The organism is Devosia sp. RR2S18, from assembly GCF_030177755.1.
GTDB lineage: Bacteria > Pseudomonadota > Alphaproteobacteria > Rhizobiales > Devosiaceae > Devosia > Devosia rhizosphaerae.
The window spans coordinates 2,877,337-2,890,704 of sequence record NZ_CP126539.1 but is presented as its reverse complement, the minus strand read 5'-3'; the positions used below and the strand labels follow the sequence as shown (position 1 = coordinate 2,890,704).

Sequence of the window (13,368 nt, the reverse complement as noted above, 5' to 3'; positions counted from 1 at the left end):
CGAGCCCCATGCGAATAGTCGCCTCTTGCACATGAGGACCACGTTATGTCGTTTTCGCTCGACACCATTTCCGCCCAAACGCTCAAATCCGAAGCCAAGGCATTGCGAGAGGAACGCGCCCGCCAGGGCGAACCGCTCACCCAGGGCGCTGCGCTTGAGGCGGTTGCTCAAGCCCACGGCTACCGCGACTGGAATACCGCCCGCGCCATGCTGCCCGACAGGGTCGCCGCGCCCCTGCAGGTCGGCCATCGGGTTAGGGGCACCTATCTCGGCCAGAACTTCCGTGGCCTCATGCTCGGTGTCCAACTGCTGGTCGACATGCGCCACTACCAGGTGACTGTACTCTTCGACGAGCCTGTGGACGTCGTCACCTCTGACCTCTTCTCGGCCTTCCGGCAGCGCGTCACCGCAACCGTCGATATTCACGGCGTCTCTCCGGCCTTGCTGGGCAACGGGCGCCCACAAATGCGCGTTGCGCGAGAATAATCGACCCTGAAGCGGGCAGGGCGGGACATCTGCTCGCCTTGCCATTCATCGGCAAGTGCCGATAGGCTAGCCGCAACAGCAACCAAACGGAACTGGCAATGACCTCCCAGACCAAGCCGATCGACGCCTATTCGCTGCCCACGCCCAATGGCCAGAAGGTCCACATCATGCTCGAGGAGCTAGAAGTGCCGTGGACCTACCATCGCATCGATATCGGCAAGGGTGACCAGTTCAAGCCGGACTTTCTAGCCATCTCCCCCAACAACAAAATTCCGGCCATTGTCGACCCGGAAGGTCCCGGGGGCACGCCCATCTCCATCTTCGAATCGGGTGCCATCCTCAAATATCTGGCGACCAAGTTCGGCAAGTTCTACCCCGCCGATCCGCGCCAGCAGGTCAGGGTCGATGAATGGGTCTTCTGGCAGGCCGGCGGTTTCGGCCCCATGCTCGGCCAGAACCACCATTTCGCCCTCTATGCACCCGAGAAGATCCCCTACGCCATCAAGCGCTATGTCGACGAAACCCACCGTCTCTATGGCGTGCTCAACAAGCAGCTCGAAGCCCAAGACTACATCGCCGGTGATTATTCCATCGCCGACATCATGTCGATCGGCTGGGCCCAGGGGTGGGAGCGCCAAGGGCAGGACATCAACGACTTCCCCAATGTGAAGGCTTGGATCGAGCGCCTGGGGCAGCGGCCTGCGGTCGTCAAAGGCCTCCAGATCGGCAAGGATCAGCCCTCGAGCGATCTCAGCCAAGACAAGGACGCTCAGAAAATCCTGTTCAACCAGCGCTAGGCAGCGCTTCGGGTTCGGGGATCACCCGGACCCAATCCTCGCCGCGGCAAATGATGTTGTAGAGCACGCAGCCATTGAGGCGCATAAGATCCATCGTCACCATCTCTACATAGCCCGAATAGGTATTCCCATCCTGGGGATTGTAGATGTCGCCATCATAAATACCCGGCTTGGTGCTGGGGCGTAGCGTCAGGATTTGCAACCCCAGCATGGGCCGGCTGCGCAGGTTTGCATCCTTGTTGCGGTGGTCTGTATAGGCCTCGACCGGCATGGCCGCGGCTGCAGCAATCTCGTCGGCCGAAAGCCCTTCGCTGGGCACCACAATCTTGCTGAGCGCGCCGCAGAACCCTTCGGCGCAGGGCGCGATGGTGATTTCCGACTGCAATTGCGTCCGCCAGGTTCCCTCTATCGCTTCTTGTGCCAATGCCGCGCCGTAACCGAGCACCGCCAGCACTCCCCCCAAAATCACCCCGAACGCAGAGCCCATGCCGCCACTCCTCGATTCGCCCGTTTCGCGAAGAGATTAAGCCGTCTCTTCGTGACAGAACAAAGGAATTTACCCCTCCACATTCTTCATCCTGCTGCCTTACGACCACGATCAGCACACCCGCCTAAAAACCACTTGCCATGCGCCCCCCCTCCCGCTATCCACGGCCTTGCCGGAGAGGTGGCCGAGTGGTCGAAGGCACACCCCTGCTAAGGGTGCAGATGGGCAACTGTCTCGAGGGTTCGAATCCCTTCCTCTCCGCCATTTCCTCACATTCTGCTGCGGACCTCCATCAAGATCGTCTATTGGGATGGGACCGCTTGTGGCTCGACGCTAATCGTCAGGGAAGGCGGCCTTGTGCTGGCCACGGATCGGCAACAGTCGAGCGTATCTGAGCCTACCTCCGGTAGATGAAATGGACCGGAGGCGAATGCGCTTGTGCGCCGGCAGCCATCGGCTACGTAAAAACCTGCGGCAGGCTGATCGGCAAACATAAATACTTAGTCGCTTTTGGGGGTTGTCACGGCGGAAGCGTCATTCCCGCCGACCGCAGCAACTCCGGATCACATCGACACCGCAGGGGAAAGGTCGCTGCGGCTCATGCCGAGATCGCCGAACTCAAGGTCCTCAATGCCACGGCTAATAAGCCAATGCGCGATTAGCCCGCACAGGTTCCTCTCCAGTAGTTGACGTGCCAGGCGGTGCCGGACATGTTCCCGCGCATCACTGAGCGGAAACCTTGTGCTTGCAAGATATCACCAATGGCTTGGCTTGGCTCGCGCTGACTACCGGCCTCTGCCTGTCGACGATTTTAACCGAAGTGGCAAATGTCACGACTTTGGCTCTAGTCGGCGTTGGCCGACTGTCACGATTGCCGATTGCGGTGCTCCTGGCAAAGCAAGTTCCCGAGGGCTCTACTGGCGAAGGCTCACCTGGTCAACGCCGGCGCTGCAACTACCCCCTCGACCAAGCAGCAGCAGACGATATCGGTCGGAATGGCGGTTATCGTACTGCTCTTTGTGGTGCTAGAGGGGTGTGCTAGTTGAAGCCTTGGAAAATTCGATCCCTCGCAAGTGGCTCCATTCGCGCGAGCGCTGCGCTTGCGTTTAGTCTGAAAGGCGCAAGCATCCTCCTCAGCCTGGTCGTCGGCGTGGTCCTGGCCCGCTTGCTGGGGGCAGAAGAGTTCGGCATCTATGCCTTTGCCCTTTCAGTCGCAACGCTGCTGTCCATCTTCTCTCAGTTCGGCCTGCCAAATTTCTTGACCCGGGAAATTGCCAAGGAGGAGCAGCGGGGAAACTGGCGGGCGATACAGGAAATATGGCGGTGGTCCAATCAGGTAGCGCTTGCTTTCTCTGCAATTGGCGTCGTGTTGAGCGGCATCGCCCTTGCAGTTTTCTGGGGCAAGCTTCCGACAGGACAAAACCTTGCGCTCGTTCTCGGCTTGGTTTTAGTGCCGGTGCTAGTGCTATCCGCCATCAGATCTGCCGCTCTGCGCGGCTTGCGCAAAGTGCTAGCCAGCGTCTATCCGGAAAGTCTGCTTCGACCTGTCTTGATGACGAGCCTGCTGGTAGGCGCATATTTCCTTTTGGATCGCGATTTACGGGGCGCCGAAGCGGTTGCGCTCAATCTGGTTTCGGCGGCGATTATTCTTGCGCTGTTGAGTCTACTTCTGCGCAACTCCTGGCCGAGCGGCAAGCACTCGAGCGAACTGAACGGGGTTGCCGACCGAAGCGCCTGGCTCGCCAGCGCGCGCTCCATGGCCCTCGTGGCAGCAATCGGCCAAATCATCAAGCAGACGGATGTTCTCATGCTCGGTTTGCTGGTTGCCCCGACGGAAGTCGGGCTCTACCGCGTGGCTCTCCAAGGAGCGGCATTGATCGAATTGGGGCAAGTTGCTGCCTTTTGGGTCGTAGGGCCGTACTTCGCTCGCCTTCATGCAAAGGCTGACACTGCCGCACTGCAGAAGCTCGCAAGAATGAATGCGATGGCGGTATTCGCACTGGCAGCGCTAACCTACCTCGTGTTCGTTCTGTTTGGACGGCAGATCGTGGTCACCATCATGGGATCCGAGTTTGCCGGCGCCGAGAATTACATCCTTATTCTTGGACTCGGACAGCTCGCGAATGCTTTTTTTGCCTCCGTCAGCTTCTTCCTTTCCATGACGGGCCACGAGAAACTCGTATCGCGCGTGTTGTTCTTCGTGATGTTGTTCAATATCGCCCTCAATCTTGGTCTCATTCCGCTCTTCGGACCTATGGGGGCCGCTGCGGCTACGGCAATTTCCATGGCCATCCAGAACATAATCCTGTACCGCCTTGCCCGTCGCGTCACGGGAATCCGAACGGCACCGTGGTAGCGAGATGAAACCAGCACCTAGGGATGAAAGAATGCGTATCGCCTACCTGTCCGCGTCCTACCTCCCATCCCTTGCAGCCAACAGTGTCCACGTCATGAAGATGTGTTCCGCCCTGGCCAGGGAGGGGCATGAGGTTACACTGCACGCAGATACCCATTGGCAGGATAGAGCAGTCGGTGACGCCGAAATTTTTGCGGCGTCCGGCGTCGCCCCAGATTTCAAGCTGCAGCGACGGCCGATGTTTCCCGTTCCAGGAACGCGTCGCATCAATGCTCTTCTGGCGGCTCGGGCAGCTGTTCGCGACGCGGACCTTGGGATTGCCCGAAATCTGCTCTCTGGCTATCTGAGCGCCCGTTGGGGGGTGCCGATGATGGTGGAGCAGCATCACCCTCTGGCCTCGGGATCCCTGGCCGACCGCCTCTTCAGGCGCATGCTGGTTTTGCCTACCTTTCGTAAGCTCATCGTAATCACAGAGGCTCTGAAGAACGAGTTTCTAAGGCTTTACCCAGAGCTGGAAGGCCGCATCCTCGTCGCTGCCGATGGAGCAGATCCCGCGGATCGTGGCGCCTTGCCGCTGCCGCCCGATGTGGGGCCCTTTCGAGTCGGATATGTGGGGCATTTATATAAGGGCAAGGGCATGGAGCTCATCGCCCAACTTGTGCCTTTGTGTCCCTGGGCGCACTTCACCATTGTCGGTGGCCGGCCAGAAGATATTGCAAGCTGGCAGGCGGCGCTCTCGGAGTTTCCCAATATAGAGTTCCTGGGCCATCAGCCCCACAGTCAGGCGGCGGCCCATATATCGAGATCACACGTTGTCTTGTTGCCGAACCAAGAGCAAATCTGGACAGTATCCAGCGGTCAGAACATGTTCCGCAAAGTGGGTTTCGATATCGGATCATGGACCTCCCCTCTCAAGATGTTTGAGTATATGGCGGTAGGAAAACCGATAATCGCCTCCGACCTTGCTGTCCTACGCGAAGTCCTGCGCGACGGCGAAAACGCTATCCTCTGTCCACCAAACGATCCGTCAGCATGGGCGGCGGCTATCAAAACGCTGTGCGACGATAGCGCTTTGAGAACGCGCCTTGGAGAAACTGCCCACCGAGATTTTCTGGTGAACTATACCTGGGCCGAACGCGCCAGAAGGATCGTTGCCGCAGCGGACATTGTCCCCGCGAAACAGGTGCGGTGACTGTGTTTCTGATGCATGCCGCGTACTGGCCTAACTCTCGGGATAATAGCTCTGAGTCTGAGAATGCAGTTTTAGGCTCATCTAGAGACTGCCTGAACTTTAGCGGCATGAGGCGACGCGCCGGGTTGTAGAGACAGTCATTTCAGGTAAACGTCTTTGCGAAGATCGTCGCAAGGATGGCCTCCTTTGCCTTGGTTACTCCATGTTAACTATGCCTCGATCGTCGAAATTTGCGCTTCGGCGATTAACCGCTTTGAAACGAGAGCTTGCTAGGTTGCCTTCACAGTTCAACTGAGGGCTCGAAAATGAAGGCACTTCTGAAAAAATTCCAGGACGACGAAAGCGGCGCGACCGCGATCGAATACGGGCTTATCGCTGCCCTCATTTCCGTTGGTATCATCGCTGCGGTAAGCGTGCTCGGTGGAAACCTGAAAGCCACCTTCGAGACCATTAATACGAAGATGGAATGGACGGAGGCTACCGGAACGTAGCACAGCTTCCCTGCGTATTTCCAGACTCCTAGCGCATGAGGCAGTGGTTGTTACAACGATTGGCTCGTCTATCTTACCCCACCGGTTTCTTCGCCGGTGGGGTTTTACCTTTTGAGAGATCAGGCCGCCAACAGGTCGTCGAACCGCGGAACCATCAGATAACGCCGGCGGTACCGCGCCAGAGTACTCCCTGCAGGAGATCCGATTGGGAGGTGATAAAGATCCACGTTATCCCAAATTCTATTCAGCGTGATGGATACTTTGGGGGCTTGTCTGAGCTGCTCTCAAACTTGGATCACCCTGCTGGTTCCTTCGGGGGTCTGATGCGCACCGCGATAACTGTGCACTTGGGGGGACATAGTTGGTGTGACTCAAATGACCGTGGCACTCTCGATCCGTCCAGCGATTGCGCGGAGTCCATGAACCATCACCCGATCTCACCTAGACGGCCGAAACCAGGCGCCTGCGAACCAAGCAAGCTGCTGGAACGGTTGTTAGCTTCACTCGTTCGCCGAAGGTGATGCTATTGCCCCAGAGAAGTAAATCGAAGCGCGTCCAAGCGACGAAGAAACGGCTACAGGTATCCGGATGGAACTGAGTTTCCCCATAGAGGAGCCCGTGCTGGAGTTCACCGTGCTGGTGCTGGCGGCGCTACTGGTACAGCTCACATTCCGAAAGCTGCCGGTGCCGGCTTTGATCGGTCTCTTGCTCATTGGCATGCTGATCGGGCCCGGCGCGCTTAATGTTCTGGCGCCTGACATGGCGGTCGAACTGCTCGGCTCTGTGGGGCTTCTCTACATCATGTTCCTGGCGGGTCTGGAGATCGATCTGGACGTGGTTCGCCGCCACAAGAGCGAGGCTGCAGTTTTCGGCGGGCTGGCGCTGGTGATCTCTTTCGCACTCGCTTTCGGGCTTGGCCTGGTTCTTGGGTTCGACTGGCCGGGTGCAGCGCTTTTGGCGGCTGCGATCTCGTCCCATACGCTGATCGCCTATCCCATGATCGAGCGAATGGATCTGGTCCACGAGCGTCCCATGGTCGCGGCGGTAGGGGGCACGCTCCTGACTGACACGGCAGCGCTGATCGTCCTTATTGTGGTCCTGCAAGTCTCTGGGTCGGACGGTGGCGCCTTCGGTTGGGTATGGCCCATCATCATGTTCACAGTCGTCGCCGCCATTGCGCTTTTTGCCGTTCCTCGCGTGACCCGCTGGGTATTCGATACCCTCGGCACGACGCGCGCAGAAAGTGCCTTGTTTGTCCTTGGGATATTGGTGTTGCTCGCGACAGTCGCCGAAGAAGTTGGAGCGGAGGACATCCTGGGGGCTTTCCTCGCCGGCATCTGCCTCAACCGGGTGCTGAAAGGCCGCGAGGAACTCTTCGAGCATCTCATCTTTGCCGGCCGTATGCTGTTCATCCCGTTCTTTTTCATTGAGACGGGCATGCGGCTCAGGCTCGAAGTCTTCGCCGATATGAACGTGTGGTTGATGGCGGGATCAATCCTGCTGGTCATTATTGTAGGCAAGACCATGGCGGCGTGGATCGCTGGACATCTCTTCGACTATGGACGCCTCGCGCGCTTTGTCATGATCGGCCTGACGATACCGCAAGCAGCGGCTACCCTCGCCGTGACGACGACGGCCTCCGACGCAGGCCTTGTCAGTGACGAGCTTCTGGACGCCATCATCATCGTTATTTTCATAACCTGCCTCGCCGGGGCGATCACCGTGCGATTTGCCGGTCAACGTCTGGCTGGTGCGCACGAGCAAAAGGACTTTGGGACAGAACACATGTGACCAGTCTCCTGACCGGCTGACACACCTTGGAACACACACGGAGCGACTACGATGAGCGCCTTTCTTTTCGCGTTGCTGCTGGTCTTCATCATTTTAGCCATTGTGGCTTGGCCAGCGTGGGGCCATACGCAAGACCGCTGGCCCTACACCCGCGGCGGTCGGTACAGGTATTATCCAAGTGCAGGCGCCATTGTGGCCGCGCTCCTGGTCATTCTGCTGTTCTGGGTCTTGGCGCCGCCTATGGCGGTGTGATCGACCCGGTAAGGTTTGCGGCCATCTTTGGGAGTGTTCAACTCAAAGGTTTGACCTGGATCAAGCATTCCGCCCCGCTTCTGGCCTCTCGGGCATTTCGTTTGTGCTGAAACTGCCATCCCGCTAGGACTTCCCGCGAGCGAACTCTGGAGGAAGTGCATGGCAAGCGCGATCGATCATGACCCCAGTTTGTTGGGCCAAGCCCGCAAGCTGCAGGCAATGCTGGAATCGGCGGTCGACGCTATTATCACCATCGACGCGACGGGAATCATCACCACCGTCAACCCTGCTGCGGCACGCCTGTTTGGCTATGAGCTGGAGGAGTTCATCGGCCAAAACGTTCGCTTCCTTATGCCGGAGCCATACCTTTCAGAACACGACGACTATATCCGCAACTACCGCAGTACCGGTCGCAAACGCATCATCGGCATCGGGCGCGAGGTGACGGGTCGGCGCCGGGACGGCTCGCTGTTCCCGATGCATCTGGCGGTGAGCGAGTTCGAAATGGATGGGCGCACCCATTTCACCGGCATCATCCATGATCTGTCAGCGCACAAGGCTACCGAAATGGCTTTGCGCCAGGCCCAGAAGATGGAGGCACTGGGGCAGCTGACCGGCGGCATCGCTCATGATTTCAACAATCTGCTGACCGTCATCATCGGCAATTTGGAAATGCTGGAGGGCAAGCTCACCACACCACTGCAGCAGGAGCTTGCCAACGAAGCTCTGGAGGCAGCTGATCTTGGCGCGCGGCTGACGGGCCGATTGCTGGCTTTTGCTCGCCGCTCCCATCTGGAGCCGGAAGTCGTCAACCTCAACAGCTTCGTGTTGGGGTTGACCGACATGCTGCATCGAACCCTCGGGGCGACTATTTATCTCTCCAATGCGCTGGCGCCCAACCTCTGGTCGACACGGGTCGACGCCTCCCAAGTCGAAAGCGCCATCGTCAACCTTGCGGTCAATGCACGCGACGCTATGCCCGATGGTGGCCGCCTGATCATTGAAACCTCCAACACCACTGTGGAGGCGCGCGAGGTGGACGATCTCGAAGGGTTGTCTCCAGGAGACTATGTGCGGCTCTCGGTTTCCGACACCGGCACGGGCATGCCCACCGAAGTCCGGGACCGGGCGTTCGAGCCATTTTTCACCACCAAACCGCAGGGCCGCGGTACCGGGCTCGGCCTGTCGATGATCTATGGCTTCGCCAAGCAGTCGGGCGGTCACAGCAGCATCTATAGCGAGGCGGGCAGGGGCACGACTGTCAGCATCTATTTGCCGCGGCATCTGGAACCGGCCGAACTCGCATCATCAACAGCTGACCAGGCGCCGCGCCAAGGTAGCGGCCAGGTTGTGCTGGCGGTCGAAGACGACGACCGGGTTCGCAAGCTCACGCTCGCGCGGTTGACCCAGCTTGGCTATGAGGTGCTTGCCGCCAGCTCAGCCAGCGAAGCCTTGGCGGTGCTAGCGAGCGGCGCCAAGGTCGACTTGCTGTTTACCGACCTTGTCATGCCCGGCGGCATGTCCGGATACGAGTTGAGCGCGCAGGTTCGGGAGCTTTACCCCGAGGTGAGAATCCTGCTCACCTCAGGATTTGCCGAGGAACTTGCCCGCGAGCAGCCCCAATCGGACCAACAGCTCAAGGTGCTTCGTAAGCCTTATCGGCAAGCCGAACTGGCCGAAGCAATCGCCGAGGCGCTCAGGCCGTGACGCTGCTCTTGCTGAGGCTCTGCGGAGTGAACGTGTAGCCGACCCCACGCACTGTTTTCAGCAGACGCGGTTGATCCCCGTCGCTGTCGATAAGCTTGCGGAGCCGCGCTATCTGGTTGTCGATGCTTCTGTCGTTCGGTGACCAGTCGTGGCCCTTCAACAGGTCCATGATTTGGTCGCGGCTCAGGACGCGATGCGGGTTCTTGGCGAAAAGCACTAAGAGATCGAATTCGCCCGTGGTGATGCGCAGCTCTTCGCCATTCCGCTGCAACGCGCGTCGGCTGAGATCGAGTGCAAACTCGTCGAAGCGGATCGTCTCGGCGGCCCCTGCTGTCGGCTCTGCTGGGATTGGCGCGGTTCGAGCACCACTTCTGCGCAGCACCGAGCGAACCCGAGCGAGTACTTCGCGCAGGTGGAAGGGTTTGGCTATGTAGTCGTCAGCGCCGAGCTCCAGCCCAACAATGCGGTCGATCATGTCGCCTTTTCCAGTGATCATGATGATGGGCAAATCCCACCTCTGCCGGACCGCACGGGCTATAGAGAGACCATCGATCCCGCCCAGATTAAGGTCGAGCGTGATGAGGTCTATTCCCGTCTCCAGCGCGGCATCGACCCCAGCCTGATCCTCTGCCTCGCTGACTCGGTAATTCTCCTCCTCGAAGCATCGACGCAGCATGCGCCGCACCTGCGCATCGTCATCGACCACCAGGATGTGAGGCGCCGCCTCGCTCATTCGCCCTCCGGACATGCCTACGGCCGTCAGCGCCGTTACACTCGGTTACAATTCGATACGCCAGCGGCGTACGCCCCTTACATGGCTTTGGTTGATTGTCTCCGTCGACAGACGTCGGTGACTATCAAGGACCAGCACCATGCAGCTTTCACCTATCGCATCCGCCCACGACACTCAAACGCCCTGGATGGGCGGCGTGGCTTCCAATGGCGGCGTTCGCGTACTTGATGCGCATGAGGTGCTATTCCGCGAGGGTGATGAAACCAGCGGCTTCTATGAAGTTCTGAGCGGTGCCCTGCGGGCGTACAAGATCTTTTCGGATGGCCGCCGGCAGATCGTTTCTTTTGCATTTGCCGGGGACATCGTCGGCTTTGGTCACGGGGAAGCCTACCGCTTCGACTGCGACGCGCTGGGCACAACACGCGTTCGTGCTGTCCCCAAAAGTTCGCTGCTGCGGGCGATGCGGGAGCGGCCAGAACTGGGCGAGAAGCTACTGGAACTGGCTGGCGGTCAGGTAGCCACCATGCAGGACCTATCGATCCTCCTCTGCCGCAAGAGCGCCATGGAGCGGATCGCAACCTTCCTCATGACAATGGCGATGCGACACCCGGGTGGCACCGCAGGTCAGGTACTGCCACTGCCGATGTGCCGGGTAGATATCGCCGATTATCTGGGTCTCACTATCGAAACGGTGAGCCGGAACATGACCCGCCTCCGTGCCATGGGGGTGATTGATTTGCCAACACGCGGGTCTTTCGTCGTGCGTGATCTGGAGCGGCTCCGTGAACTGGCCGACGGCGATGAAACGGTTCACTGACACCAGGGCCAAAGAGCTTGCGGGAGAGCGGAAGCGGATCGCGGTGGGTGCCTTTGCCGATGGCACCGGCCTCGTCGACACTCTCGAAGCTTTGCAGCAGCATGGCGTCAAAAACTACACCCTCTACACCGCAGAAGCCGGGGCTATCCGACCATTCGTCGACTGGCCTCAGCCAAGTTCGGTGCTGTCGTTGAGCCGCCTCTTGCCCGAAGCCGCTTTTGAGCAGGTGCAGGCTCTGGGCCCTGGGGTCGTGCTTTTGGGCGTCGATCTGGAGAGTTCGGAGGCTGAGCAAGCAGTTGCAACCATTCTCCTCCAGAGCGCTGCAGCGGCAGTGCAAATCCACGACAGGCTCGGCTGACCTTCTGGCCCCCGCCAACTTACGTTAGGTCTTGCAACACCCCTCACGCGCGTTTGTTTTCACCGCAAGGGAGCATAGCGGTGGAAAGGAATTCCCGGCGGGCGGGCAAGTGATCGTCAATCGTCATCTGCGGATCGAGGCCTCGCCTGTCCGGCAGGAAGCGAAACTGCCTTCCCTAACACGTTCCAAGTGCTCCTGAAGCTATCAACTCGTGAAGGCAAGTCCCTATGATTAGTACCCGCGTCCATGGCATCATCGATTACCTGATGGCAGCCGTCCTTATCGTCGTACCGTTTGCGTTCGGGTTTGGCGTCGGCAACTCGGCTGCACTCTGGGTGCCAGTTGTCATCGGCATTGTTCTCCTGATGACCAGCCTTATCACGCGGTATGAATTGAGCGTCGTCAAGATCGTGCCCATGGCTGTGCATCTAGGCGCCGATATTCTGGCCGGGTTGGTCCTGATCCTCTCGCCATTCTGGTTGTTCGGATTTTCCGATCAGATCTGGGTGCCCCATGTGGTCCTAGGAGTTGCCGAGATCGGCGTTGCCCTGTTGACGCGCAAGCATTCCAAGTTCGACCAAGGGTTTGAACACCGCGCCTGATCTCGGCTCACGGCTGGCTTCCCTTCAGCCTATCCAGCAAAAGATCGCGAGCCTCGTTGATCTTCGAGGCGAGGAAACTCGATCCGCCATGGTCGGGATGAACTTTCTTCATCAACTCGCGATGAGCTGAGCGGACCTCGTCGGCACTCGCCCCAGGAGCCAGCCCCAGCACCTCATAAGCTTCGGCCTCGGGATCTGCCGCGGCTCCGGTCGTTTCCTGCGACGCGGCCGCCTCCTCGAAATACTCGCGCCATCCAGCCCGATTGGCGTCAAGCCAGCTCTCGAGCAGTGCCAGGCTATCGGGATCATGTCGGATTTCCTCGATCAAGGCCCGCGTTTCCGCTTCGCCGAGATCCATTAGATCCCAGCCACCAAACTGGCCCGACAGCACTCGCCCGCTGACTTCTCCCGTATCATGGTCGAGCTCCATCGCGAGGTAGCGGCTCTGCACTTTAGAGATGTTGCCGTCATTCACCTTGTCGCCGCCCAGCTGATAAGGGCCGATACGCCCCTTGGCGATGATGGAAAAAGCACCGACGGCAGCAAAGAACGCCAGGTCGAAGCGGCGCAACAGCGCCAAGCCGATTGCAGCACCCACGGCAACGCCGCCCAGCCCCCAACGGAGCACGCGACCCCGCGCCTGCGGACGCATGCCGACAACCCATTGATACGCGGCTAACCCCATGAGGAGAAGTAGGCCGATGCCAAGTACATATCCCATTGCTTTATGAGAGCTGCTGCAGCAACGCCGTCGCAGTGCCCGATCGCTGCAGCTTCAGCAAATCACGCCCGCCGGCGGCGTAGGCAGCCACGGCTCGCAGCAGTTCCGCCAATTGATCTGGTGCGCGTTCGTCGAAGCGGGCATAGGCGCCCTTGGTTAGGCGTGCGAACTCCCGAAAGGCGGCTTCCACGCCGGGGTTGTTCCCCTCCTGAAAGATGAAGAGAGGGCATCCAAGTAACCCCAATTGCCCGGCTTTTTCGGCGAGCGTGTCCACATCCTCTTCGATAGCGTCGCCCACATATACCATCGCGTTGATCTTCTTGCGGGCATGCTCTGTCCGTGCATGGGAGAAGACCTTTCCGATCTGCGTGTGGCCGCCACGGCAATCAATGCCGGACATTAAGCGAGACAAGGCCTCAGTATTCCGGACCCACTTGGACGCCCTGCATTCTCCGAAGCCGCGGAAGTAAAGCAGTTGCACCTCAAGCGCTGCATCCTTCGGGAGCGACGTGAACATTTGCGCCTGAAGGCCGCACGCCAAATCCCACGTCGGCTGACGGCTCATCGTGGCATCAAGG

At 59.2% G+C, this 13,368-nt stretch carries 15 protein-coding genes and 1 tRNA gene; 12 read left to right on the top strand and 4 right to left on the bottom strand.

Annotated features, from left to right (window positions below; all coding sequences use genetic code 11):
* Positions 1–45: 45 nt before the first annotated feature.
* Both QOV41_RS14215 and QOV41_RS14210 read left to right on the top strand, forming a co-directional pair.
* Entirely contained in the window at positions 46–486 is a 441-nt protein-coding gene (locus QOV41_RS14215) for a glyoxalase superfamily protein (protein ID WP_284577402.1), read from the top strand.
* A gap of 98 nt (positions 487–584) precedes the next feature.
* Positions 585–1,283, top strand: coding sequence for a glutathione S-transferase family protein (locus QOV41_RS14210; protein ID WP_284577401.1), 699 nt, complete (start codon positions 585–587; stop codon positions 1,281–1,283).
* Here QOV41_RS14210 and QOV41_RS14205 read toward each other — a convergent pair.
* A complete protein-coding gene (locus tag QOV41_RS14205) occupies positions 1,270–1,770 on the bottom strand; it encodes a DUF2147 domain-containing protein (protein WP_284577400.1) in 501 nt (166 codons plus the stop codon). The genes QOV41_RS14210 and QOV41_RS14205 overlap by 14 nt on opposite strands.
* Before the next feature lie 174 nt (positions 1,771–1,944).
* On the opposite strand from QOV41_RS14205, the gene QOV41_RS14200 reads away from it, so the two are divergent.
* The 7 genes from QOV41_RS14200 to QOV41_RS14170 all read left to right on the top strand — a co-directional run bounded on the left by QOV41_RS14200 (position 1,945) and on the right by QOV41_RS14170 (position 9,559).
* Positions 1,945–2,034 (top strand) — tRNA-Ser (locus tag QOV41_RS14200).
* A gap of 778 nt (positions 2,035–2,812) precedes the next feature.
* Positions 2,813–4,126, top strand: coding sequence for an oligosaccharide flippase family protein (locus QOV41_RS14195; protein WP_284577399.1), 1,314 nt, complete (start codon positions 2,813–2,815; stop codon positions 4,124–4,126).
* 31 nt (positions 4,127–4,157) lie between these two features.
* On the top strand, positions 4,158–5,318 hold the full coding sequence (locus QOV41_RS14190) for a glycosyltransferase family 4 protein (protein ID WP_284577398.1): 1,161 nt from the start codon (positions 4,158–4,160) through the stop codon (positions 5,316–5,318).
* Positions 5,319–5,623: 305 nt separating this feature from the next.
* Complete coding sequence (locus tag QOV41_RS14185; protein ID WP_284577397.1) at positions 5,624–5,809, top strand: Flp family type IVb pilin; 186 nt, start codon at positions 5,624–5,626, stop codon at positions 5,807–5,809.
* Between the two features lie 588 nt (positions 5,810–6,397).
* The gene (locus tag QOV41_RS14180; protein ID WP_284577396.1) at positions 6,398–7,600 is read left to right on the top strand and encodes a cation:proton antiporter; all 1,203 of its coding nucleotides are present in this window, start codon (positions 6,398–6,400) and stop codon (positions 7,598–7,600) included.
* Positions 7,601–7,651: 51 nt separating this feature from the next.
* On the top strand, positions 7,652–7,852 hold the full coding sequence (locus QOV41_RS14175; RefSeq protein ID WP_284577395.1) for an Asp23/Gls24 family envelope stress response protein: 201 nt from the start codon (positions 7,652–7,654) through the stop codon (positions 7,850–7,852).
* A gap of 159 nt (positions 7,853–8,011) precedes the next feature.
* Positions 8,012–9,559, top strand: a complete 1,548-nt coding sequence (locus QOV41_RS14170) for a PAS domain S-box protein (protein ID WP_284577394.1) — start codon at positions 8,012–8,014, stop codon at positions 9,557–9,559.
* Here QOV41_RS14170 and QOV41_RS14165 read toward each other — a convergent pair.
* On the bottom strand, positions 9,549–10,292 hold the full coding sequence (locus QOV41_RS14165; protein WP_284577393.1) for a response regulator: 744 nt from the start codon (positions 10,290–10,292) through the stop codon (positions 9,549–9,551). The two genes, QOV41_RS14170 and QOV41_RS14165, sit on opposite strands and share 11 nt — an antisense overlap.
* A 139-nt stretch (positions 10,293–10,431) precedes the next feature.
* On the opposite strand from QOV41_RS14165, the gene QOV41_RS14160 reads away from it, so the two are divergent.
* The 3 genes from QOV41_RS14160 (at position 10,432) to QOV41_RS14150 (ending at position 12,069) form a co-directional block, all read left to right on the top strand.
* Positions 10,432–11,109: a helix-turn-helix domain-containing protein gene (locus QOV41_RS14160; protein ID WP_284577392.1), complete on the top strand. Its 678-nt coding sequence runs from the start codon at positions 10,432–10,434 to the stop codon at positions 11,107–11,109.
* Positions 11,093–11,467 (top strand): hypothetical protein, encoded by a 375-nt coding sequence (locus QOV41_RS14155; protein WP_284577391.1) that lies wholly within the window; start codon positions 11,093–11,095, stop codon positions 11,465–11,467. Before QOV41_RS14160 ends, QOV41_RS14155 begins: the two co-directional genes overlap by 17 nt.
* Positions 11,468–11,694: 227 nt before the next feature.
* Entirely contained in the window at positions 11,695–12,069 is a 375-nt protein-coding gene (locus QOV41_RS14150; protein ID WP_284577390.1) for an SPW repeat domain-containing protein, read from the top strand.
* Between the two features lie 7 nt (positions 12,070–12,076).
* Here the strand turns inward: QOV41_RS14150 and QOV41_RS14145 are convergent, their stop codons facing one another.
* Together QOV41_RS14145 and QOV41_RS14140 are read right to left on the bottom strand one after the other, a co-directional pair.
* Positions 12,077–12,790, bottom strand: coding sequence for a DnaJ domain-containing protein (locus tag QOV41_RS14145; RefSeq protein ID WP_284577389.1), 714 nt, complete (start codon positions 12,788–12,790; stop codon positions 12,077–12,079).
* 4 nt (positions 12,791–12,794) lie between these two features.
* Positions 12,795–13,355, bottom strand: a complete 561-nt coding sequence (locus tag QOV41_RS14140) for a VWA domain-containing protein (RefSeq protein ID WP_350149904.1) — start codon at positions 13,353–13,355, stop codon at positions 12,795–12,797.
* Between the last annotated feature and the right edge of the window lie 13 nt (positions 13,356–13,368).

Excerpts from the sequence above, each read along its gene's own strand:
- QOV41_RS14210 (WP_284577401.1), top strand. The coding sequence starts at position 585 with ATGACCTCCCAGACCAAGCCGATCGACGCCTATTCGCTGCCCACGCCC.
- QOV41_RS14180 (WP_284577396.1), top strand. The coding sequence starts at position 6,398 with ATGGAACTGAGTTTCCCCATAGAGGAGCCCGTGCTGGAGTTCACCGTG.
- QOV41_RS14190 (WP_284577398.1), top strand. The coding sequence starts at position 4,158 with ATGCGTATCGCCTACCTGTCCGCGTCCTACCTCCCATCCCTTGCAGCC.
- QOV41_RS14215 (WP_284577402.1), top strand. The coding sequence starts at position 46 with ATGTCGTTTTCGCTCGACACCATTTCCGCCCAAACGCTCAAATCCGAA.
- QOV41_RS14140 (WP_350149904.1), bottom strand. The coding sequence starts at position 13,355 with ATGAGCCGTCAGCCGACGTGGGATTTGGCGTGCGGCCTTCAGGCGCAA.
- QOV41_RS14145 (WP_284577389.1), bottom strand. The coding sequence starts at position 12,790 with ATGGGATATGTACTTGGCATCGGCCTACTTCTCCTCATGGGGTTAGCC.
- QOV41_RS14155 (WP_284577391.1), top strand. The coding sequence starts at position 11,093 with ATGAAACGGTTCACTGACACCAGGGCCAAAGAGCTTGCGGGAGAGCGG.
- QOV41_RS14205 (WP_284577400.1), bottom strand. The coding sequence starts at position 1,770 with ATGGGCTCTGCGTTCGGGGTGATTTTGGGGGGAGTGCTGGCGGTGCTC.
- QOV41_RS14165 (WP_284577393.1), bottom strand. The coding sequence starts at position 10,292 with ATGAGCGAGGCGGCGCCTCACATCCTGGTGGTCGATGACGATGCGCAG.
- QOV41_RS14185 (WP_284577397.1), top strand. The coding sequence starts at position 5,624 with ATGAAGGCACTTCTGAAAAAATTCCAGGACGACGAAAGCGGCGCGACC.
- QOV41_RS14160 (WP_284577392.1), top strand. The coding sequence starts at position 10,432 with ATGCAGCTTTCACCTATCGCATCCGCCCACGACACTCAAACGCCCTGG.
- QOV41_RS14175 (WP_284577395.1), top strand. The coding sequence starts at position 7,652 with ATGAGCGCCTTTCTTTTCGCGTTGCTGCTGGTCTTCATCATTTTAGCC.
- QOV41_RS14150 (WP_284577390.1), top strand. The coding sequence starts at position 11,695 with ATGATTAGTACCCGCGTCCATGGCATCATCGATTACCTGATGGCAGCC.
- QOV41_RS14170 (WP_284577394.1), top strand. The coding sequence starts at position 8,012 with ATGGCAAGCGCGATCGATCATGACCCCAGTTTGTTGGGCCAAGCCCGC.